Annotated in this window: 12 protein-coding genes, 2 tRNA genes and 2 pseudogenes; 2 read left to right on the forward strand and 14 right to left on the reverse strand. The window is 37.4% G+C overall.

Annotated elements, in window-relative coordinates; genetic code table 11:
* Nucleotides 1–5 precede the first annotated feature (5 nt).
* The 9 genes and pseudogenes from JCM15092_RS01835 to JCM15092_RS01870 all read right to left on the reverse strand — a co-directional run bounded on the left by JCM15092_RS01835 (nt 6) and on the right by JCM15092_RS01870 (nt 14873).
* Nucleotides 6–2315, reverse strand: a complete 2310-nt coding sequence (locus tag JCM15092_RS01835) for a GH92 family glycosyl hydrolase (protein WP_024993167.1) — start codon at nt 2313–2315, stop codon at nt 6–8.
* Nucleotides 2316–2400: 85 nt separating this feature from the next.
* Complete coding sequence (locus JCM15092_RS01840) at nt 2401–3999, reverse strand: RagB/SusD family nutrient uptake outer membrane protein (RefSeq protein ID WP_024993168.1); 1599 nt, start codon at nt 3997–3999, stop codon at nt 2401–2403.
* A gap of 12 nt (nt 4000–4011) precedes the next feature.
* The gene (locus JCM15092_RS01845) at nt 4012–7014 is read right to left on the reverse strand and encodes a SusC/RagA family TonB-linked outer membrane protein (protein WP_024993169.1); all 3003 of its coding nucleotides are present in this window, start codon (nt 7012–7014) and stop codon (nt 4012–4014) included.
* Nucleotides 7015–7087: 73 nt separating this feature from the next.
* A complete protein-coding gene (locus JCM15092_RS01850; RefSeq protein ID WP_024993170.1) occupies nt 7088–8167 on the reverse strand; it encodes an acyltransferase family protein in 1080 nt (359 codons plus the stop codon).
* A gap of 17 nt (nt 8168–8184) precedes the next feature.
* Nucleotides 8185–10340, reverse strand: a pseudogene (locus JCM15092_RS14620) (alpha-N-acetylglucosaminidase).
* 99 nt (nt 10341–10439) lie between these two features.
* Nucleotides 10440–11627, reverse strand: coding sequence for a response regulator (locus tag JCM15092_RS17000; RefSeq protein ID WP_148296582.1), 1188 nt, complete (start codon nt 11625–11627; stop codon nt 10440–10442).
* Nucleotides 11624–14602, reverse strand: a complete 2979-nt coding sequence (locus tag JCM15092_RS14625) for a ligand-binding sensor domain-containing protein (protein ID WP_159101358.1) — start codon at nt 14600–14602, stop codon at nt 11624–11626. Before JCM15092_RS14625 ends, JCM15092_RS17000 begins: the two co-directional genes overlap by 4 nt.
* A 102-nt stretch (nt 14603–14704) precedes the next feature.
* A tRNA-Asn gene (locus tag JCM15092_RS01865) sits at nt 14705–14778 on the reverse strand.
* Nucleotides 14779–14799: 21 nt separating this feature from the next.
* A tRNA-Asn gene (locus JCM15092_RS01870) sits at nt 14800–14873 on the reverse strand.
* Nucleotides 14874–14951: 78 nt separating this feature from the next.
* On the opposite strand from JCM15092_RS01870, the gene JCM15092_RS14630 reads away from it, so the two are divergent.
* Together JCM15092_RS14630 and JCM15092_RS01880 are read left to right on the forward strand one after the other, a co-directional pair.
* Nucleotides 14952–15932 carry an adenosine kinase gene (locus JCM15092_RS14630; RefSeq protein WP_034541424.1) on the forward strand — a complete coding sequence of 327 codons (981 nt, stop codon included), beginning with the start codon at nt 14952–14954 and terminating at the stop codon, nt 15930–15932.
* Between the two features lie 49 nt (nt 15933–15981).
* Nucleotides 15982–17790: a S41 family peptidase gene (locus JCM15092_RS01880; protein WP_024993171.1), complete on the forward strand. Its 1809-nt coding sequence runs from the start codon at nt 15982–15984 to the stop codon at nt 17788–17790.
* Nucleotides 17791–17840: 50 nt separating this feature from the next.
* Here the strand turns inward: JCM15092_RS01880 and JCM15092_RS14635 are convergent.
* The 5 genes and pseudogenes from JCM15092_RS14635 to JCM15092_RS17970 all read right to left on the reverse strand — a co-directional run bounded on the left by JCM15092_RS14635 (nt 17841) and on the right by JCM15092_RS17970 (nt 21879).
* Nucleotides 17841–19684: pseudogene (locus JCM15092_RS14635) on the reverse strand (4-hydroxy-3-methylbut-2-en-1-yl diphosphate synthase).
* Complete coding sequence (gene purE, locus JCM15092_RS01890) at nt 19684–20193, reverse strand: 5-(carboxyamino)imidazole ribonucleotide mutase (protein WP_024993172.1); 510 nt, start codon at nt 20191–20193, stop codon at nt 19684–19686. The pseudogene JCM15092_RS14635 and the gene purE overlap by 1 nt, the downstream one beginning before the upstream one ends.
* Nucleotides 20194–20242: 49 nt before the next feature.
* Nucleotides 20243–20623, reverse strand: coding sequence for a glycine cleavage system protein GcvH (gene gcvH, locus JCM15092_RS01895; RefSeq protein ID WP_024993173.1), 381 nt, complete (start codon nt 20621–20623; stop codon nt 20243–20245).
* A gap of 39 nt (nt 20624–20662) precedes the next feature.
* Nucleotides 20663–21313, reverse strand: a complete 651-nt coding sequence (locus JCM15092_RS01900) for a phosphatase PAP2 family protein (RefSeq protein ID WP_051532453.1) — start codon at nt 21311–21313, stop codon at nt 20663–20665.
* A 2-nt stretch (nt 21314–21315) separates the two neighbouring features.
* Nucleotides 21316–21879 carry an RNA polymerase factor sigma-54 gene (locus JCM15092_RS17970; RefSeq protein WP_439645890.1) on the reverse strand — a complete coding sequence of 188 codons (564 nt, stop codon included), beginning with the start codon at nt 21877–21879 and terminating at the stop codon, nt 21316–21318.
* Nucleotides 21880–21918: the final 39 nt, after the last annotated feature.

Below are 21918 nucleotides of genomic sequence, written 5' to 3' on the forward strand. Positions count from 1 at the left end.
CTATCTTATTCTTCCATTAGGTCCGGTGGACAAGATGATGGTTTGCTTGCCCACTCTTTATTTGGTTCAGCACCCATCTCAAACTTTAATTCTCCACCATTCATGATATCGTCGTGTGATATATAATTTTTGTCATATACCTTGCCATTCAATGTGGCAGACTGGATATATATATTCTCTTTTGAGACATTGTTGGCCCATATCACAAATTCTTTTCCGTTCTCAAGTTTCACCACAGTTTTATCGAATGTTGGTGTCCCTATGATATAGTATGGTGAAGCAGGGCATACAGGATAGAATCCTATAGCAGAGAAGATATACCATGCAGACATCTGTCCGGCATCATCATTCCCTGAAATACCTCCAGGTTTATTTAAGTATTCGCTCTCCATTATATTCTTCACCTCTTTTTGAGTTCTCCAAGGAGTACCGGCATAGTTGAACATATAGGCAACCTGATGACAAGGTTCATTGCCGTGCCAATATCTTCTTTGAGTAAACATGGAGTCAAGTTTCTCATAGTACTTATCCTTGCCACCCATAGACTTCATAAGTCCATAGACATCTTGTGGTACATACCATGTATAGTGACAAGGGGCACCTTCTGTTATGAATCTGGTAAAACTAAATGCATTATCTTTTTCAAGGAATGAGCCATCGGCATATCTTCCCTGAGCATATCCTGTGATAGGAGAGATTACGTTCTTGTAATTCTTCGCTCTCTCTATCAGCTTCTTATAATCATCACTTTTGTTCAAAGCCTTTGCTAGTTGTGCTAAAGCAAAATCATCGTATGCATATTCAAGTGTTCTCGAAACCTGCTCGTTTGTATGAAAGGCTTCGTTGACAGAGTCTTCCAAAGGGATATATCCATACTTCATGTACGATTTCAAAGCTCTTCTTCCCATGCCATCTTTATATTCATCAAAAGAGGCAGGAGATGTAAAGGCATTCTTGCGCATAGCCTCGTATGCCTTTTCAGTATCAAAATTTCTTATTCCCTTACAGTAAGCATCGGCTAATACAGATATTGAGTGATCGCCTATCATTGCAGCAGTATAGCTGTTCCAGCATGGGAATATAGGAAGCCAGCCTCCCTGTTCATATTTCATTACCAGTGACTGCATCATTTCACCACTCTTCTTTGTCGAAATTATATTAAGAAGCGGATGTAATGCTCTGTATGTATCCCACATACTGTAGTCCTCGTAGTAGTTTTCTCCTTTTGGTAGTTGAAGTATTGGACTGCCCTTTGCAAAGGATGGGTAACGTCCATCTACATCATTAAATGTTCTAGGAAGGAATGAAGCTCTATAAAGAGCACCATAAAACTTATCCTTATCCTCAGAACTATTTGTTTCTACAGATATTTTTCCTAATTGATTCTCCCAAATTTCAGTCAACTCTCTACGAGTATTTTCAAAGTCGTTATGGGGAATCTCACTAATTAGGTTCTTGCGAGCTCCATCCATATCTGTGAAGGATGAGCTTACCTTAATGATAATTCTCTCTTGTTTATCAGTCTTGAAGCGTATAAAGGCTCCAATGTTTTCTTTATTCGAAATAGTTGTATTGTTGTAGTATATGCTATCATCTTTGAATGTTCCAAAACCAGTTATCTCCTTATCATAGCTGATAATGAAATATCCATTGAAGCCTGCACTCTCTCCCCAGCCCTGATAGATACGGTGTACCGGGTTATATCCTCTGATTTCTCTGTTTATTGTGTCAATCTCAATATATCCTTCTCCCTCATCGCTATTAGGGTTTACAACGAGATATCCATCTCCTGCTTTGTCATAAGTAAAACGAAATATTGCAGATCTGCTTCTTCCTGTCATCTCTACATTTATATCGTAGTCCTTAAGATATGTAGAGTAGTATGCTGGAGTTGCAATCTCATTATCGTGTGAGAACCTACTTCCTCTCATTTCCGGCTGACACACTATTTTACCGAATAGTGGCATAAGTGTCATTGAACCATAATCTTGTGTGCAACCGCCAACAATCCAGTGTGAGTTGCGGAAACCCTGTATAATAGAGTCTCTGTAGTAGTAAGGAGCCTTACACTTTCTCTCAGTATCCTGAGTCTGTGCGGTCCAGAAATTCATGCCATTAGGTTCAAGAACAGCAGGCAAAGTCTGTCCGAAATCTTCTTTAGCTTTACCGAAGACTCCAGCACTTTTTGTGATACTTGCATCTGTACCTACACGTGTATCTACATAAGTTATAAACTTATCTCCTCTGTTTGTAATAGAGCAAGATGCAGTTATAAAACTTATAAATACAAATAATAGATATTTACCTGTTCTCATTTTATTGTCAACCTAATTGTTATATGAAGCTTTACCTCTCTGTTCCTCTCGTTGCAGAGAGGTAAAGCAATATTAATTATTACTATTAGTATCCTGTATTCTGTTTCCAGTTAGTATTTTTCTCCAATACATAAGTTGGAATAGGGAAGATACGACGGAACTTTTCACCCTTTGCTTTTGGATTTATAACATGTTTAAATCCCCAATCATCCTCGAAGTTTCCAAAACGTATCAGGTCATTACGTCTCCAGTTCTCGTCGAAAAATTCTCTACCTCTCTCATCAAGTAAGTCTTTCAATGTTGGAGCTGTTGCAATTTGAGGAGCTTTTACATATGTACGTATCTTGTTCATCAAAGATTGTGGAGTATCGCCATTTGTAGCAGTTCCACCTCTTAATATAGCCTCAGCCTTAGTAAGGATGATATCTGCAAAACGGAAGATAGGTACGTCATTGCTTTGGTTTCTGCCATTTATATAGTCATCATAAGTTGGAAACCACTTAACAGATTTATAACCTTGTGACCAACCACTAACATTTTTACCTGTATTTAGAGTGGCATCAACAACTTTCAGAGTAATCTCTTTAGTGAAGTTAAGTTGAGCCCCATCGTACATAACTGGTGTTGTAGTAAGATTTCTGTCTTTATCAAAGAAACAGATAGGACCTCCTACAATAACTTTATTACGTTCGTCACCTGGAAGTGATAATAAATCAACCACATTTGGGTTTACAGCGAAGTTACCTCCAACAGAATTACTTAACTTAAATCCATACATTGTAGGGTCTAGTTTATTCATCTGGCGCCATGTACGGAAACGTGCATATGTCATTCCTTGCTGGCTTATTCTATCGAAAGGCATTGCATAGATAAAGTCTTTTATCTGTGGTCCATTCTCAGGGAAGAATTTCTCTCTATAACCTGCATTCAAGTTGAAAAGGCCTGAATTCATGATCTCATCACAAATGCTGATACACTCATTCAACTTAGGATTATTGGTAGATGGTGAATATGCTGCAACATCTGCTGCGGTATAAACATTCCAGTTTATATATAGCTTTACAAGCAAAGCTTTAGCCATCCAATATGTAGGTTTTCCATAAGTGCTCTCGTCGACCTTCTTATTAAGATTGTCCATAGCTTTCAATAGGTCAGACTCAATGAATTCTGCAACTTTAGCTCTTGGGCTACGTTCTATAGCTTGATTCTCCTCAGGTAGGAAGTTTAATATAGGAGTATCACCATATGAGTCCATCAAGATGAAATGATAGAAAGCACGCATAGCCAATGCAGGAGCTGCTTCAGCTTTGTCTTCACCACCTAATTCCAAAATTGCACGGTTACACTTAGTGATACCTGATGATATGTCTTCATACCAACCGATAGTAGGATCGTCGGCATTCAACATATGCAGTGTAGGGTTTGAATTTTCACCTGAATTATAGTAGTCTCCATCAAATGAGATACCTGAAAATTCATCAGATGAGAATGACATAACTTCGCTATAACGACGGCCTAAAGGACCACGGAAAGAGTAATAAATATCAGCTAATTTAGCTTCTGCAGCAATTTCAGATTTAGGGAACTCAGTCAACTGTGAGTCAATATCTACGTTCAGATCGGTACAGCTTGATGTAGCTGCCATTAATCCTGCTGCTAAATATAATTTTATTCTATTTTTCATAACATTGTTCAATTAGAAATTAACATTAAGTCCTAACATAAAAGTACGAGTACGTGGGTAGAATGAGTTACGGAAATCTACTCCAGGTTCCAAACCACCTAAGCTAATTTCAGGGTCTGTTCCTTTATAGTTAGTAATAGTAAATACGTTGTTACAAGTAGCAGTAAGTTTCATGCTGTTAACCCAGTTACCTAACTTACCGAAGTTATAACCTAAACTCAAAGAAGAGAGACGCAAATAGCTACCATTCTCAAGATAACGATCTGAAGGAGCCTGAGCATTTGTATCAGTTGCTTTTTGCTCAAGTACCTCTTTCAAGCCATTCTTTCCAACCATAATGTTTGTAACATTGTTGTACTGTGCACGTGTAGCATTGAAAATCTTATTTCCAAATACTCCCTGAACGAAAGCTGTTAATGACCAATTCTTATAATTCAATGTATTGTTCCATCCAAGATTAACTTTAGGTTGAGCAGAACCGACTTTACGACGATCTTTCTCTCCAGGTTTTGCAGTTGTATTTCCTGTTGCATTACCATCCTCATCATACTCATTGAATACTGATACACCGCTATCATTATATCCAGCCCATTCCCACATGTAGAATGTACCGATAGGTTCACCTTCCATAATACGTTGTATGCTGTTTGCTTGTGAGAAACCGCCAATATTAGGGTTAGCTCTGTTGATATAGTCTACAGAATATGTATCATTGGACAACTTTTCAACAACGTTCTTGTTGTGTGAAAGATTAAGAGAGGTACTCCACTCAAAATTCTTAGTTCTGACAGGAATTGCATTGATAGTTAATTCGATACCCTTATTGCTTATATCACCTACGTTTGCAGTCATCCAACTAATTGGGTAACGGCTTGTTGATACCGGGTAGTCATATATAAGGTCTGAAGTCTGTTTGTTATAATACTCAATAGTACCACTTAAGCGACCACCAAGTACAGAAAAATCCAATCCAATGTTGAACATAGAAGTAGACTCCCATTTCAAGTCAGGGTTAGCGTTACGAGAAACGCCAAAAGTACGATACTCAGAAGATACACCATTTGCATCTGTATAAGTAAACCATCCTGTTCCATTGTATACAGGAGTTGCAATATATGGATCGAAACCTAATGAGTTACCGCTTACACCGTAACCTACACGGAATTTCAAATCGTCGAAGATTTTATTGTCTTTCATAAACTCCTCTTCAGTGATGCGCCAAGCTGCAGAGACAGATGGGAATGTAGCCCAACGGTTGTTCTTACCGAAAGCAGAAGAACCATCACGACGCACAGTTGCCTGAAGTAAATATTTGCTGTTGTAAGAGTAATTAGCACGTCCATAGAATGAGATCATACGGAGAGCCGATTCTGCCGATGACCAGATACCATTGATACCATCCATCTTATTAGCAAGACCTAAGTTCTTGTATCCTACGTTGTCATTATAGAAATCATAAACTGTCAATCCAAATCCGTCAGCAGTTTTTGACTCTTCCCATGAATAACCAGCCATCAAGCCTAGTTTGTGCACTTCATTAAATGTCTTATCAAAGTTGAGGTATGATTCGAATACCTTTTTATTATCTGAAGTAGCACGTCTGTGAGCCTGTCCGTTATCTTTTATACCGGCAAGCTGAGTCTTTGAACTGTGATACTCACCCCATATAAACTGTTCGTTCTGATAAGAGATAGTAGTATTCCAAAGAAGACCATCAATAATCTTTAACTCTGCCTTAGCTGTTCCCTGCAATTTCTTTGTCTCATGATCATATGTATCCTCATTAATCATTGACAATGGATTATAATATTGTGATACACCTACATATTTACTCCATGAGCCATCCTGATTAGTAACAGGCATTAATGGAGAATAATAGTTCATTGCATCGTACACACTGGCACCCTCACTGTCTGTCTTTACAGAGTGGTTATTTGTTATACTTGCATTCAAGTTGAAAGCAAGGTTCAATCTATTGTTTAGAGCTTTAGTCTGTAAGAATGCACGACCAATCAATCTATCCATATCTGTTCCTTTGATAACACCTTGTTTCTCAAGATATGTGAAACTTGCATTATATGAAGTCTGGTCGTTTCCACCTGTGATAGATACATTGTGATTGTGACTAACAGCTGTACGTTGTACCTCTTTCTGCCAGTCAGTACTTGCATTCATATCATTATCTAATGATACGTTATTAGTCTTAGCCCAGCTGCGTAAGTCAGAAGCTGTCAACATATCAAGGTTTTTCATTACATTATCAAAAGCAACATAGCCATTGTATGTAACGCTTGTCTTACCTGCTTTTCCTTTCTTTGTTGTTACGATGATAACACCGTTGGCAGCTTTAGAACCATAGATTGCTGTAGCTGTAGCATCACGCAATACATCTATACTCTCAATATCTTCAGGAGCAACCAATGATAATGATAGTCCAGGAACACCATCGATAACATAGTAAGGTTCCATTGCACCGCTACCTCTTAATGATGATGCACCACGTAACTGGATAGATGATGTACCTCCGTTAGGGTCACTGCTCTGTGTAATTGTCAGTCCAGGAACTTTTCCTTGCAAGAGCTGTGCAGGGTCAGAATATACACCTACATTCAACTTGTCGGATTTTACTGTTGTTATGGAACTTGTGACATCCTTACGAGTCATAGAGCCATAACCGATGACTACTACTTCATCGAGAGCCTTTGAATCATCTTCCATAATAACTTTCATGTTAGGAGCTGCCTTCATCTCTTTTTTAATATATCCTACATATGAGAATTCGAGGATTTTTCCATTTCCTACGTTTAATGAAAACTTACCATCAAAGTCTGTAATAACACCATTGGTGGTACCTTTCTCAATTACATTCACACCAATAAGAGGCTCGCCCGATTTATCGGTTACAATACCTGATACTTTACTTTGTGCAAATGCCAATGTACTATTAAGAAGCAATAGAGCAAAGATGAATATCTGTGCACTAAGTCTTTTACATGATAAATGTACTTTTAGCATAACTTTAAGATTTTGTTTTTAATAATATTAATTAATTTGGTTACAAAGTTTTTCTAAACTTGTTTCTGCTTGTTTACAACTTTATGTAAATTCTTTTTCTATATAATGGATATCCTATTGCACCTAACATTAATGTAAATGCAATGGCGTAAATTGCTGAAGCTGTATATGGCTCTCCAATAAATGTATTTATCCCGTTATAGAGCATATGCTTTATTCCGAAATTGCCGAATACTATAGCTAACACCTCACTCAAAACATATAAGAATAGTGGGTTCACACCAAAAACAACAAAGAATTTGCTCCACTCTTTCTTACCCTTTATATCAATGATGTACATAAGTGTTGCCTGTAGCATAGAACATAGTCCGCATGTAGTAAGTGCAAAAGATGGTGACCATATCTTTTTGTTTATTGGTAAAGAGTATGTCAGAAGCAGACCGATGCTCATTATAATGAAACCGAATATCATGAGCTTAATAACTTTTTCATCAATGCTCTTTGACTTTACAATAATCTTACCACAATAGAATCCTATCATTGTATGAGCTATTGCAGATATTGTGCTTACGAAACCTTCCGGGTCTATCGGATTTTTCTGGTAAAGATGAGCCTGACCAAAGATGCTCCTATCTATTATGGCAAGGATGTTTGTCTCATCATGCACATATCCATTACTTGTAAGCAGTATTATTGAATAAAGAATAAGAAGAGCTGCAGCTATCCAAAGCATAAATCTGTGATTAATGAATAGAGCAATGAGAGAAACTATTCCATAACATAATCCAATTCTTGTAAGTACTCCTAATATTCTTAAGTGATCGAAAGGAAGAAAATCACCTTCACATATATGGTCGAACCAGCCTATGCACCATCCAATAACCAATATAAGGAGAGTACGTTTTACTATCTTATATATAGCACTTTTAGATGGTTTGAAATCAAATTTACTCAAAGAAAGATAAGTTGATATTCCCATTATGAAGAGAAAAAACGGGAATACAAGATCGCAAGGCGTTAATCCATTCCAGTCGGAATGTTTCAACGGAGCAAAGATGTCGTGCCCTCCACCATTGTTTACTAGAATCATACCAGCTACTGTTATGCCTCTAAGTACGTCAAGCGATAATAATCTTTTATTTGTTGTCTCCATTTTGAGTATATAAGTTTTTACTTACCAAATACTTCACTGAAAATCTCTTTTGCAGTATTAATAAGATCTCCCTCAGGTTTAGAGGAGTACTCATTCTTTGCAAGAGTCCATGGCTCCTCCATAGCATAGAAGTCAATTATCACCTCCGGCTTGCCATCAAACTGGTCTTGCAATGTTTTCCAATATGCTTCCCATCTCTTATAATAGAAATCTTTTAATATGCCGTTCCACTCCTTATGTGCATAGTCACGCAACTTTCCTGCATCGGCACACTCTCTGTTTCCCCATGTAGTGATCTGAACTCTGGCATTCCACTCATAAAGATCTTTTTCTTCAGCGGTATTTCCTAATCTACGCGCTTTTTCTATCCAACTGCCAAGTCTGAATTCTCTACGTGTACCAAGAAGTTTGTCTTGTAGTAAGATGAGATTCAAGAACTCTTTAGAATCCTTTTCAAAGCTACTCTTGTCAAAGCTATTGAAGTCGGCTATAGTATGATTGTAAACAACACGTCCTCTGTCAGATATTGCCTGACGTAGAATATCAATAAGATCATACTCATAGTTATTGTTTCCTCTGAATTTATCGGCAACGCTGATAAAAATTCTTGCTGCCTCTTCTGTTGATTTAGGATCGTAATAGTTCTTCATCTTTGACCAACTTGATACCTGGAAGTTGTTCAATGATGGACGTCCACAGAATATTGATTCGTGAGGGCCTTGTTGGTTATTTCCACGTGGACAATTATAGATAGTTTTACCCAATAGCTGCCATGCTTTGTTTATTGTCTCATCGTTTGCCCCATAGCGTGCAGAAGTATAATTATTAATCCACTCCTCCTTTTTCACCTCTTCATCACGCCAAGGAAGTTCACTCATAAGTTCATACATGATAGGATTGTTCTCAATACCTTCCATGGTAAGTCCAATACCTTTTACTTCTGACCCTATAGGATTTGTCTTTGCCTGATAGAAGTTGCTGAGTAGTTGGTCCATTCTGCCATGAAGTCCTACATTTGCTCCGAAGTTCTCGAGCATGCAGAAGAGCCAGTCATGTTTTCCATAACCTTTCTCTCTTTGCCACAGAGACTCGATTCCCCACATAGGGCGGCATTCACTGAATAGGTCTAGGATTAATAAATCACCTTTCTTAAGATTATTAATCATCTCATCACGTGGATTCTCACTCCATCCCTGAAGTACCCATACAGCATTTGGATTAACCTTTTTCATTGCCTTCATTATAGCTTTACCGGCAGCATCGAAATCAACTTTTCCTACTGTCTTGCTCTCATGGAATGGGTCCATAGAGTAATAATTAGCTTTTCCAAAGAGAGCCTCCTGCTCTTTATAATATAAATTGGCAATCTCCTCAAAGCGTGGATCTGTAGGAAGTAGTATTGCAGGGCGTGTAAATCCATTCCAAAGAGGTGTCTCTGCCAACTCCAAACCAAGTTTTTCAGAAGCGTCATGAGGGACCATACCGCTGTAACCAGGGAATACAGCTCAATGCCATATTCTCTCATCCTTTTTAAAATCTTTTTCTGTAAAGCCTCTTGTTGAGTATACCAAGAATCAGGATTAGGGCCTCCCCATCCTTCTAGATTATTCATCTCCCACCATGCAAGGAATGCAGGGCCGGCAATAAATTTATTAATCTCCTCTTTATTATATCCAAGCTTCTTTAGCATGTTGAACCAAACACACTCTTCACCGACCACGGATAGTGGAAGATTGATACCATGCAAAGCCATCCAGTCAATTTCTTGCTCCCAACGTTTCCAGTCCCAGAAAGCCATGGAGTAGGAGTATGTACAGTAGTTGAGGTCATATCTAAGATTCATGTTGGTCTCATGTCTCTCTCTCTTCGTTACTTTTGGTAGTTGTGCAGGTAACTTTGCTTTCATTCCATTCCAAGAGAGATGGACTCCTGCATAGTATTTCAGATACCAGTTAAGGCCGGTAGCTATAGAGACATAGTTATTTCCTTTTATGACCACCTTGTTATTACGCTGGTCAAGTTCAAAAAAATCTTTGTTGCTTTTTACTTGCTCAATAATGAATTTCTGTGATGCTCCTTTGTCTATTCTTTCTAAAAGACCTTTAATAGGATTAGCTACCAAAGCGAGTGGGAGTATGAGCAATGTGATAAGTAGGAATAATTGTTTTTTCATGAAGTTCGTAAACTTAGGTTTATTAAGTCAAATATATAACAATGAATAAACCTTAAGGGAGAAAATCGAACAAAAAAAGAGTAATAGAGTAAAGTGTGGTTATTTTTTACTCAATAAAGCGCTTGGTAACACTCCATACATCTCTTTGAAACATTTACTGAAATATTTTGGGTCATTGAATCCTACTCTGTAGGCTATTTCAGCAATGTTGATATCCTTGCACTGTTGGTGTGCAATAATATATTCGTGTGCATTGTTGAGACGATAATTTTTCATAAACTGGCCGATAGACTGGCCTATTAATGCTTGTAGTTTACTATTAACAAGTGTCTTGCTATATCCCATATCACTGACAAAGTTCTCGATATCATATTCTGCATTGCTATAGTTCTCTTTCATAAGAGAGACAGCCCTGTCGAAGAACTTCTTGTCCTTGGAATCTTCTGCTATTGCTATGTTTTCACTGTTCATGCTGACAGCAAACTTAGCTTTATACTTTTGCTGAATAGCAAAGATATTTCTGATCTTAAGAAGTAGTATCTCTTCGTCGAATGGCTTACACAGATATTCATCAACACCTATTTCAAAACTCTCTTTTTTCTGCTCCTCAGAGACAATAGCAGTAAGCATAATAAATGGGATGTGCGATATGGAGAGATTCTCTTTTACTCTCTTTGAAAGTTCTATACCATTCATTACAGGCATCATTATATCACTTAATATAAGATCTACCTTCTGATTGGATATCAATTCTAGTGCTTCCTCTCCATTTGATGCCTGGAGAATATTATATTTCTGTTGAAGCAGCGTCTTTACATAGATTCTCATATCTTCATTATCATCAACTATAAGAATAGTCTCCGAGTTTGAAGGTACTATATTTATTTCAATAGCTTTTTCTTCATTATTATCCATGCTACTCTCGGAAGTGCTTATATCACCATTGACAAGAGGCAAAATAGTTCGGATGGATGTACCTCCCTTTTTATTGTTTATAGCATAGATCTCACCACCATGCATCTCGATAATCTTCTTGCATAGATAGAGCCCTATTCCTGTACTGCTCTGACCTTGCACAGGATATTTAACGCTTGTCTTCGATTGGTAGAAACGTTCGAATATTTTAGTGAGGTCTTTCTTATCTATACCTGCTCCGTTATCTTCAACACAAATATAGAGTAAAGAGTTGTCCTTATAGTTCAGCGAAGTTATGTAGATGTTTATAGTACCATTGTTTGGAGTGAACTTAATTGCATTAGAAACAAGATTTACAATAACTCGCTTCATATAATCATAATCCAGAACAATATAATTATTGGATAAATGATATAATATATTAAGCGATATATTTCTATCGCCGGCAAAAGCTTGAAAGGTATTACGGCGTTTTCAAGGAATATTTCAAAGTCTTCACATTTTTTATCGAGCTGTACCTTTTGTGCGTCAATTTTTCGGAAGTCCATAAGCTCATTAACAAGAGCAAGCAGGTATTTGGAGCTTCTCTCTGCAAGCTTAAGTTGTTGGTTTACCTCAGGATCTTTATTGCTTTTTATGGCTTGTTCTATAGGCCCGTTTATAAGGGTTACTGGTGTTCTGAACTCATGAGTGATATTTGTGAAGAAAGTAATCTTCTCTTCTGTGGTTTCAGCAAGCTTTTTACTCATCTCAATGAGTTTCTCGTTCTGAATAGCAAGTTGTGATGTTCTCTGTTGCACAGTATCCTCCAGAATCTTCTTCTGGTGTTTGTATGCGTTTGTCTTCCAGACATAGAATCTTTCTGAGCAGACTGCAACAATGATGAAGCAGATGATATAGAACCACCATGATTTATAGAAGTAAGGAGAGACATGCACCTCTATTTCGGTAACTGTTCCGGACCAGTTGCCTTTGTCATCCGTTGCTTTTACTTCGAAGACATAGTCTCCTGGAGGTATAGATGTATATTTGGCAGAGTGTTCACCTCGTTTGGTCTCATTCCACTCGCTTTCGTATCCTTTTAGTCGATATGCATAAGATATCTGATTGTTGTATGCATAGTCTTTTGCAGAGAAATATATTTCAAGCCCGTGATCTCGTTCATGTATGTTTATCTCATTTGCTGATGAGATGTTTTCGGATATGTAGTCGCCTGATGCCGGATATATATTTTCCCCTTGTATTATAAGGTCTGTCAGTGAAACTACTACATTGTCACTCTTTTCCTTCAGATTACTGGGGTGTATGCCGACAAGTCCGTCGATATTACCAAAATATACTATGTTTTCACTCTTTGAATAGTAATACGCATTCCAATAGAATTGGTTGTTCAGTAGTCCGTCGTACTTAGTAAAGTTGCTGAATGTTTTTTTCTTAGTGTCGAATTTAGATATGCCATGGTTTGTAGATAACCAAAGGTTTCTGTTCATATCTTCAACAATTCCTATGATATTGTTATTAGGCAGACCATCTTTCATGGTGAAATTGTGAAACTTAAGGAGACCTTTCTCCTCTTTGAAATATTTATAAAGGCCTGCACCATCAGTTCCTAACCATATGTTGCCATCTTTATCCCCTATAATACTATTTATCTTGTCGGCAATACTTAGTGAAGGGTCTGATAGTTTCTTATAGTATTTATAGTCAAAATTTCTATGGCTTAGTGCAAAGGAGAAGAGGTCAATAATAAATAGACCATTTGTAGTACCAACCCACAACTTACTCTGTTTGTCGATATATAGTGCTCTTATGGCTTCGAAACGATTGTCCGGAATATTAAACTGTACCATCATAAACTCTCCTGTCTGCTTTTTGTAGAAGAGTAGTCCCTCGGGTGAGCCAAACCATATACCTCTGTTCACCAAATCTTCGCATGCACTTGATATGTAGTCTGACTTTATCTGTGGGGTGTTAATGCTGGAATATCTCTTGAAAATTTTATTACCTTTTTCATTAAGGTTAAGTTCATTAATTCCACCTCCCCATGTATATGCCCATAGATGGTTTTCATTATCTATAAGGAGACCACTCACTGAGTTGTGACTTATTGAGCTAGATAGATTCTCGATGTTTACGAAATGTTCGAATCTGTTTTCTCCCTTTCTCTTTATGTTTATACCTCCCTCTACAGTACCTACCCAAAGATTGCCCTCTCTGTCCATGTTTATAGCACTGACAGGGTTAGCCGAGAGTGAGTATGGGTCTTTCTTTCTGTTTTGCCATATTATAGTATTGAGTCTTGATGAGGTTAGAAGGTTTATTCCACCAATTTCAGTCCCAATCCATATTCTATTTCCTTCCGTGAATATGCAGTTTATGATGTTGCAGTTTAAAGAGTGTTCCTTGAACTCATTGTCCTGCTTTATATGTATAAAGTTATCACTGCTCTTTACATAATAGTTGATGCCGTTCATTGTAGCAACCAACATCTTGCCCTCGGGGGTAAACTTTATATCTGTTATATAGGAGTTACTTATTGAACTGTTATCATTGACGTCATAAGAATACCTTTTAATGTTTCTTCCATAATGGTCATATCTGTAAAGGCCCTTGTTGGTTCCAATCCATAATATCTCATTATCAAGCGCCATACAGCTTATAATCCAGTCATTTGTAGTTGCGGCTGTCATCTTCGATACAGGGTTGCATTTTAGCAGATGGTTGGCTGATATCTCAATTGTGCAGAGTGAATTATTTATATCTGCACATATTCCCCATTTCATATCTATAACAGAATTAACAACATGCTGTGAGGATGATTTCTCTAAATAATAATAGTCATTGATATTACCCTGTTTGTCTAATTTGATATGGTATAGGGTATTTAATGCTGATATCCATAAGTTCCCATCTTTGTCCTTATAAATATTTGAAACATGGGTGTTCATTATATTCCAAAGAGCGGAATACTTAGTAATATTAAAATTAACATTCTCGTATTTGTTCAAGTCAATGACGTCTATTCCACCTTCGGATACAACCCATAATCTTCTGAAATTATCCTCACAGACTTTATAAACTACATCACCTTTTAACCTTACTGGATTTGATGATGCATTAAATGTAGTGAAGTTGTATCCGTCATATCTGGCAAGCCCATTATGAGTTGTAGCCCATATATATCCGTCAGAATCTTTTGTAATGAATTTTACGTAGTTATTTGGAAGACCTATATCTTCGGTAAGGAATGTGTAATTGAATTGAGAGAAGTAAGTTGTACCACCCCATATGCTGTTAGAGTATAAAAAGATTATAACATATAGTAATATCGAGATGGCATTTTTCATTGTCATTTTATATATAATGTGACAAATGTATTAAAAACGGAGTAAAGGAGCAATAGTTATAAGATACAAAAAAGAGATCTACTTTTGTAAATCTCTTTTTTGCTCTTCCTCTTGGACTTGAACCAAGGACCCTCTGATTAACAGTCAGATGCTCTAACCGACTGAGCTAAGGAAGAATTTCGCAATCAATTTCAGAGCTCTTCCTCTTGGACTTGAACCAAGGACCCTCTGATTAACAGTCAGATGCTCTAACCGACTGAGCTAAGGAAGAGTGTTTTTTTCTTAATTGCGGTGCAAAGATAATAGGTATTTTGGAATTATGCAATATCTTTGCAAAAAAAATAGCTAAATGGACAAAATAATAGGTATGGGGAACGCCCTTGTTGACGTTCTTGTGACGCTATCTGATGACAGCTTGCTTGATGAAATGAATTTGCCCAAAGGAAGCATGCAGCTTATCGAAAAAGATAAGTTTTTGGATATCAGTAATAAGCTCTCTCAAATGAAAACTTATAGATCTACTGGAGGTTCTGCCGGTAATACAATTTTAGCGTTGGCTAATCTTGGAACAGAACCTGGATTTATAGGAAAGATTGGAGACGATGAATATGGTAATTTCTTTAAAAACTCCGGAATTAATTTCGGAATAGATATGAAGCTCCTTAAAGGTGACCTTCATACAGGTATAGCTTCTACTTTTATTACTCAGGATGGGGAACGTACTTTTGGTACATATTTAGGTGCTGCATCACAGATGGCTCCCGAGGAATTGAAATTGGAGATGTTTAAAGGATATTCTTATTTTTATTTAGAAGGATATCTTGTTCAGGACAAAAACCTGATTCTTCGTGCTGCTCAACTTGCCAAAGAGGCAGGGGCACAAGTGTGCCTTGATATGGCTAGCTATAATATAGTAGAGGAGAATCATGATTTTTTCCACTCTTTTATCGATAAATATGTAGATATAGTATTTGCAAACGAGGAGGAAGCTAAATCCTTTACAGGAAAAGATGCGTGGCAGTCTATAAATGATATCTCTTCATGCTGCAGTATTGTAGTGGTAAAACTTGGTGCACAAGGATCATGCATCAAAAAAGGTACTGAATGTATTAAGTTCGAGATCCCTCCTGTTGAGAAAGTTATTGATACAACAGGTGCAGGTGACTACTATGCAGCAGGTTTTTTATATGGCCTTACTAGCGGACTATCTCTCGAGAAATGTTGCTATATTGGCTCAATACTAGCTTCCCAAGTAATTCAGGTGTATGGCACCATTCTACCTAAAGAGAAATGGAACGAAATTAAGTTAAATATTTCTTCTCTATTATAGAGTTAAAGGAAATATTTCATTATTTTGAAGTTATAAAATAATATGGATTATGAGATTTAATTTTTGGAAGAGATATAAAGCAAAGCATACTATAGCTTTAGCTGTGGTTCTTTTATTTGGTTTTATCTTCGTCGCTTTCACTAACAGTGATGACAGAAATTTTAAGATTGCCAAGAATCTGGATATATTTAATGCCCTATATAAAGAGCTTGACATGCTTTATGTAGATACTATTGATCCGGAGAAAGTTATCAAATATGGTATTGATGCTATGCTTGCACAGACTGATCCATATACTGAATATTATGCTGAAGGTGATAATACCCTGAAAGAGCTTACTACTGGTAAGTTTGGAGGTATTGGAGCTGCAATCAGATATTATGATAAGAAAGACAGAATAGCAATCGTTGAGCCTACACAGGGAATGCCTGCTACTGAAGTAGGGCTGAAAGCCGGTGATATTATATTGTCTATTGATGGTAAGGATATGTCCAGAGGTAAGATGGAGATAATGGACTTCTCTGATAAGGTAAGAAATGCCTTGAGAGGAGAACCGGGAACAGTACTTATCCTGAAGATTGAACGTCCTACCTTGAATGGCAATAAAGAGATCAAAGAGTTTAAGATTACTCGTCGCACCATACAGACTCCTTCTGTACCATTCTATGGAATGTTGAAGAATAAAGTTGGTTACATTGTATTAAGCGATTTTACAGAGAAGTGCTCTAAAGATGTTAAGAAGGCACTAATTGACCTTAAGAATGATGGAGCAACTTCTATCATGCTTGATTTAAGAGGTAATGGAGGAGGACTTTTAAGCGAAGCTGTTGAAATAGTAAACCTATTTGTTCCTAAAGGTAAGGAGATTGTTACCACTAAGGGAAAAATTAAGCAGGTAGGAAGTGTTTATAAGACAACCCATGAACCTATAGATACAGAAATTCCTATAGTTGTACTTGTTGACGGTGGAACTGCGTCTGCATCAGAGATTGTATCAGGTTCTTTACAAGATTTGGATAGAGCGGTAATAGTAGGAAACAGAACCTTTGGAAAGGGACTTGTGCAGACTTTACGTGAATTACCATACAACAGTAGCATGAAGATTACAACTGCTAAGTATTATATTCCTAGCGGGAGATGTATCCAGGCTATTGACTACTCAAAACGTAATGAAGATGGTTCTATTGCTCGTACACCTGATAGTTTGACTAATGTGTTCAAGACATCAGTAGGACGTGAGGTTAGAGATGGTGGTGGGATCCGCCCGGATATAGAGGTGAAAGAGGAGAAGGTTCCAAATATTTTATTCTATCTTGTTAACAGCAATGTGATATTCGACTATGCAACTCAGTATGTATTAAAACATCCACGTATAGGAAAAGTTGCTGATTTCCACTATACTGATGCTGATTATACTGAATTCAAGAAGTTTGTAAAGACACAGGACTTCAAATATGATCAACAGACAGAGAAGGTTCTTAAAAACCTTAAGGAGGTTGCTAAGTTCGAAGGGTATCTTGAGGATGCATCATCAGAGTTTGATGCTCTTGAGAAAAAGCTCAATCATAATACAGAGCGTGATTTGAACACATTCTCAAAAATTGTACGTACTACCATACGTCAGGAGATTATTAAGAGATATTATTTTGTTTCCGGAGCTATTGAGGAGAGGTTGAAAGATGATCCTGATGTAGAAAAAGGAATAGATGTTTTAGGAAATATTGATGAGTATAAAAAACTTTTGATGCCTAAATCAAAAAGTGTTGTCTCTGTTATAAAGAATAAGGGCAGAAAAGGGAAAATGATAGATGATAAAGATGAGTTAGCTGCTCTTTACAGTCCAATAACTATTGCATAGCTATATAATTACAATAAAAAGGGATACCTAAGAGTATCCCTTTTTGTTATCTATTTCTCTGTATAGTCTCCATTCTTTTTTATAAGATCTATTAGCCTGTTAACAGCCTCTTCTTCAGGTATATTTTTCTCAATACACTCTTTCTTTTTGTATAGGCTGACTTTTCCGCGAGCAGCTCCTACATATCCATAGTCAGCATCAGCCATTTCACCTGGTCCATTTACTATACATCCCATTATACCAATCTTCAATCCTTTCAGATGTGATGTTGCATTTTTTATCTTCGCTATAGTGTCTTGAAGATCATATAATGTACGTCCGCATCCAGGGCATGATATGTATTCAGTCTTACTTGTACGTACTCTTCCTGCCTGAAGTATTCCAAAAGCAGTAGCATCTACCTCCTCAATTCCAATTTTCCCTTGATTGAGTAAGAATATACCATCACAAAGTCCGTCAAATATTAGGGCTCCCATATCGGCTGCAGCTTTCAATTGCATATCCTCTTTGTCATTTTCGTTCTGGAACATGAAAATAACAACGGGATTTGTTAATCCTTCAGTCATGATCTCTTGTATCATTCCTCGATATTCACCTACACGGTTGTCATGATTGCTTTGGGCAATGATTACCACTTCCGGGTGCATCCTCAGTGCTGCAATAACCTCTTCACCCATCGCCATATAAGGCAGGAAGAGGAATTTTATAGCTGCATTGTTATGATGAAGTTCAATCATCTGCTGATAGTTGAATGCCGGATAGACATTATTCATAGACTCATCCCATGTAGTATATCTACGACATATGTAGCAGATTCCACTCTGCAATCAGGGAGTTTGCTTCCTGAATAGATATAGTCTGGCTTGAACTGAGGATTAAATTCTGCACTGCCACCAAGTCTCTCTGATATAACTACAGGTACGTTGTCGCCACCTATATTATTAACAGCTATTGTCTTGCGGCGAGTAGGAGAAAGGTAGTTAAATCCTTCTGCCTCTTTTCCTGGGATAAATGGATGGTTAGCTCTGTTTGCTATATAGTCAACGAGCTTTTTTGCCACTGGAATCTCTGCTTCAGGAGCTTCGCTTAGAGATACTCTTATTGTGTCGCCTATACCATCCGCAAGCAGTGCTCCTATGCCCAGTGCGGATTTTATTCTTCCATCCTCACCATCGCCTGCTTCTGTTACACCAAGGTGTATAGGAAAGTCCATGCCCTCTTTCTCCATAGTGTCGACAAGCAGCCTTACTGTCTTTATCATTACAATGGTGTTTGAGGCTTTTATTGAGATGACAACATCTTCGAAATTTTCTTCAAGACATATACGTAGAAATTCCATACACGATTCTACCATACCTTCCGGAGTATCTCCATAGCGTGACATTATCCTATCGGATAGTGAACCATGGTTTACGCCTATTCTTATAGCAGTGTGATTCTCCTTGCATATGTTCAGGAATGGGACAAGTCGATTCTTGATCTTCTGAATCTCATTCTTGTATTCCTCGTCGCTATATTCTAGCTTCTTGAATGTTCTTGCAGCATCAACATAGTTGCCTGGGTTTATTCTCACCTTTTCGGCATATTGTGCTGCAACATCAGCCACTTTCGGGTTGAAGTGCACATCGGCTACAAGTGGGGCATTATACTCTTGTGAGCGTAATCCTATATTTATCTCTTTAAGATTTTCTGCCTCGCGTATTCCTTGGGTTGTAAGTCGAACATATTCTCCGCCTGCATCTATTATACGTTTTGCCTGTTCTACACAAGCTTCAGTATCCATAGTCGAGGTGTTGGTCATACTCTGTATACGTATAGGATTAGCGCCACCCATAGGAGTGGCGCCAACATTTATCTCTTTTGAATCGCGACGGCTATAGTTGAAAATATCCATCAGTTTGTCTTATATTCAAATTTCACCTCTTTCAATTCCTCATTAGCCTTAACGATTTTATTCTTAAGGCCCTCTTTGTAAGCAGCAAATTTATTAGCCAGTTCTTCATCACCAAGTGCAAGAATCTGAACAGCCAAAATAGCAGCATTCATCGCACCGTTTATTGCTACTGTAGCCACAGGAATTCCCGGAGGCATCTGTATAATACAGTAGAGTGCGTCAACTCCATCCAGGACAGAACCTTTTATAGGTACACCTATTACGGGTAATGTTGTATTTGCAGCAATAACACCCGGTAATGCTGCAGCCATACCTGCTGCTGCAATGATAACTTTTATACCTCTTCCTGCTGCGTTCTTAGAAAAATCTTCAACAGCTTCAGGAGTACGGTGCGCAGAGAGCGCATTCATCTCAAAAGGTACCTGCATCTCATCAAGTAACTTAGCAGCTTTCTCCATAACCGGTAGGTCGGATGTGCTGCCCATAATAATACTTACAATTGGTTTCATCATTAAAAATATCTCATAATAGTACAAACAGACAGATTTCTCTATACTGTTACTCGTTAATTAGTGCCTTGTATGCTTGGGCATCTAGCAAATCATTGACATCGGCTATTTCATTAGGTTTAATCTTGATAAGCCATCCCTTTCCATATGGATCTTTATTTACTAGTTCAGGGTTCTCAGCCAACTCCTCATTCTGCTCCAAAACTTCACCTGCAACAGGCATGAAAATGTCTGAGATAGTTTTAACCACCTCTATAGTTCCAAATACTTCACCTTTGTCTAGTGTCTCATCAACTGTAGGGATGTCTACAAAGACTATATCGCCTAACTGTGACTGAGCAAAGTCTGTTATACCTACATAAGCGTACTCACCATCGACTCGAATCCATTCATGTTCACTAGTATACATGAGTTCTTGTGGAAAATCCATATTCTTCAATTTTAAGGTTATTGTTTTTAATTTATTATTTCAAATAAACAAAATTCCTATGATACCACAAAAAAATCCAACGATAAAACCTACCATAACTTCTATTAAAGTATGTTGTCCGAGAATCATCCTACTTGTTCCCAAAAGTCCGGTAAGAATTATAAAGAAGCTTAGCCATGATATAGGATTGAAAGTAAAGATGAAACTATATGAAAGTAATCCTCCTACCATCATTCCGCTACTTGCTACATGTGTACTGATTTTCCATTTGAAATTGATAATAGTACAGATTATCATACAGATAAGTGTTGCAACAATTATACCTGAGAGATATCTTGGCAAGTGCATCTTGTTCATCGTTATCAGACAAGCCACATAACTCATTATAGTTAATGCATAGGGCACAAATCTGTTTTCACGAATAGATAGTCCTTTTATTCCCAAACCATTTATCTTCTGAAAAATAAATATTGAAAACATAGGCATAAGTACTGTGAAACAGTATACCATCCCCAACAATATAAGCTTATATTGCAAAGGCATTATTTTGAGGTAAGTAAAAAAGAACAGTAAGAAGAATGATACCACTGGCACCATGAAAGGTGTGAATATGGCTGATATTGTTCGTGACACTAATAGCAGTGTCTTTCTTCTTTTTCTGTGATAAGCTATTTGCTCCAGATTCTCCATTTTTATGATCTCCTTAATCGGGCTACAGGAATATTTAGTTGTTGACGATACTTGGCAACTGTTCTTCTGGCAATAGGATATCCTTTTTGTTTGAGCATCTCTGCCAGTTCGTCGTCAGTGTATGGTTTTTTGTTATCTTCACTATCTAAGCATTCCTTTAAAATCATTTTTATCTCTCTCACTGACAACTCTTCTCCATCCTGTGTGACATAGCCATCACTGAAAAAGTATTTTAAAGGATAAATGCCATAATTTGTCTGTACATATTTACTATTGCTCACACGAGATATAGTAGATATATCTAGTTTAGTCTTTTCGGCTACATCTTTCAGTATCATAGGCTTAAGCAGGGATTCATCTCCTTCAAGGAAAAATGGCTTCTGAAGATTTATAATTGTCTGCATAGTTATTAGCAATGTGTTTTGCCTCTGTTTTACTGCATTAATAAATCCTTGAGCAGAGTCTATCTTCTGTTTTAGGAATAGAAATGCATCTTTTGCCTCTTTACTCTGATTGCTTTTGTTCTTTGTGTACTCATCCAACATCTCTGTGAAGTTTCTGCTCAATCTCAGAGATTGTATGTTATGATTGTTAAGCGAAAGATT

Source organism: Phocaeicola paurosaccharolyticus JCM 15092, from assembly GCF_000613805.1.
Taxonomy (GTDB): Bacteria; Bacteroidota; Bacteroidia; order Bacteroidales; family Bacteroidaceae; genus Phocaeicola; species Phocaeicola paurosaccharolyticus.